Here is a 2,067-nt window from a genome sequence, read left to right as displayed (position 1 = left end):
CGACCCCCCGGCGCGTCCGCCAGTCACGATCGGCCGCGCCGACGGCTCGAGCGACCCGGAGCAGAACGCCCGCTGCCGGACGCGGCGCCGTCGCGGTCGATCACGAATTTTCTCCCCCTGTAGTGCTTCTTTATTACCCGTCATTTTCCAGGCAACCGGTGCTTGGTTATTCCCCGATATTTTATACGTCACCGGTGCCCGAAAATTCCCGCTCGCCCGGGCGAGCCCTGCGACGCCGCGGAAAGGGGTGCGACACCGCGGAAAATGGGGGTAGCGCAAACTGCGGGAACTGCGGAAACCCCTGATGGACTGCACCCCGTGAGTGAGACAGCAAAACAACGGACAGGGTTGATGTTGTCATGAATGGTACGGTTGTTTGAATGGGTCAAGCGGAGGGCGCCGGCGATGTTGGGCGCGGGCGGCGCGTAGCCCCCGATCGCGCGCAGCGTCGGCCGCGCCCGGTCCGAGCGATGTTGCCGGCTGGGCTGGTCTTTTTGTTGCTGGTCGGAGCGGCGCCGCCAGGCGCCGCCCCGTTGGCGCGTTTTTGGAGCTCGGCGCGGTGAAGGTCCTCGAACTGGCTGGGCGTGCGATAGCCCAAGGCGGTGTGCAGACGCTGACCGTTGTAGACCTTGTCGATGAAGGGGCCGATGTCGGCGCGAGCGTGCCGCAGGTCGCGATAGAGGGTGCCGTCGACCTGCTCGGTCTTGAGCGTGCGCATGAAGCGCTCGGCCTTGGCGTTGTCGTAGGGATTGCCAACCCGGCTCATGCTGGCGGTGATCTTGTAGGCCGCCAGCAGCTCGGTGTAGTCGCTGCAAGCGTACTGCACGCCGCGATCGGAGTGATGGATCAGGCTGTCGGGCTTGGGCCTGCGGCCCTCGATCGCCCTCCTGAGCGCCTCGACGGCCAGGCTGGCGCGCAGATGGTCCTCCATCGCCCAGCCGACGACGCGACGGCTGAAGGCATCGAGGATGACCGCCAGGTAGGCGAACTCCTGCTGCAGGCGGATGTAGGTGATGTCGGCCACCCACAGCTGGTCGAGGCCGCTCACCAGCATGTCGCCGGCCAGATTGGGCACGACCGGCCAGCCATGCTTGGAATCGGTGGTCGCCGGCACGAAGGCGCGCTGGCGCAGGCACAAGAGGTTGTCCTGGCGCATCAGCCGCAGCACCCGCTTGTGGTTGACCCTGAGGCCTTCCTGCCGCAGCTGAAAGGCGACCAGCCGATAGCCGCGGTGGCGGCCATTGGCCAGGGCCAGTCGCTGGATGGCATCGCGCACCGTCGTGTCGTGCTGGCGCGGTGCACTGTTGCGCCAGAAGCGGTAGTAGCCGGCGCGGCTGACGTCGGCTCGCCGGCACAGCCGGCCAATGGCAGGGCCACAGCCTTGCGGCATCGAGGACGTCATCTCTTTGATGACTTGGTAGACGCAGCGCTGCCAGGTCCGGCGGTCGTGCGTCGTGCCTCCTCGAGCTGCCGCAAGGCACGCCGAAAAAAATCGAGGTCGACCTCCTGCTCGCCGATCTTGCGCTGCTGCTCGGCGAGCTGGCGGCGCAACGCCGCCGCCTCATCGCGGCCGTCCTGCCACCCCCGCGCCTGTGCGTTGAGGGCCGCCTGCTTGCGCGGCCGGCCCGTCGCCCGCAGCGCGTCCGCGCCGCCTTCCTGGTACTTGCCGTACCATTCGTACAGCCGCTTGCGGTCGATGCCCGTGCTGCGGGCCACCGAGGTCACCGCCTCGCCCTCGGCCACCCGTCGGATCGCCGCCGCCTTCTCCTCAGCCAGAAATCGTCGTCGCATCAGTTCCTCCTCTGAGAAACTGTCCGCTATTTCTGTGTCTCACTTTTGGGGGCCGGTACAAATTGGACTGAATGCCAGTGAGTGCCGCAAACCGATCTCTTCTGAAGAAGACGCGCCCCCCGCGCGTCGTTTCTGGCATGACATTCGCGATGCCCCAGGTCGAACCCGACCAGGACGCGTCCGTCGTTCGCCTGATCCGTGACAAGGGTCCGGGGCCGCTGGGACGCGGCCGGCCAATTGCTGCTGGGGGTGGAGGTCCCCGCGGGAAAAGGGGTG

Annotated in this window: 2 protein-coding genes; both read right to left on the bottom strand. The window is 66.9% G+C overall.

What is annotated here, in order from left to right; genetic code table 11:
* Positions 1 to 385: 385 nt before the first annotated feature.
* Positions 386 to 1,402 (bottom strand): IS3 family transposase, encoded by a 1,017-nt coding sequence (locus tag VNC39_RS05100; protein ID WP_325396835.1) that lies wholly within the window; start codon positions 1,400 to 1,402, stop codon positions 386 to 388.
* Entirely contained in the window at positions 1,399 to 1,791 is a 393-nt protein-coding gene (locus tag VNC39_RS05095; RefSeq protein WP_325396833.1) for a transposase, read from the bottom strand. Before VNC39_RS05095 ends, VNC39_RS05100 begins: the two co-directional genes overlap by 4 nt.
* Positions 1,792 to 2,067 lie beyond the last annotated feature (276 nt).

The organism is Acidocella sp. (genome assembly GCF_035535915.1).
Classification (GTDB): Bacteria; Pseudomonadota; Alphaproteobacteria; order Acetobacterales; family Acetobacteraceae; genus Acidocella.
This window is presented reverse-complemented; position numbering and strand designations above follow the sequence as displayed.

Coding starts and splice junctions, on each gene's coding strand:
- VNC39_RS05100 (WP_325396835.1), bottom strand. CDS start 1,402: ATGACGTCCTCGATGCCGCAAGGCTGTGGCCCTGCCATTGGCCGGCTG.
- VNC39_RS05095 (WP_325396833.1), bottom strand. CDS start 1,791: ATGCGACGACGATTTCTGGCTGAGGAGAAGGCGGCGGCGATCCGACGG.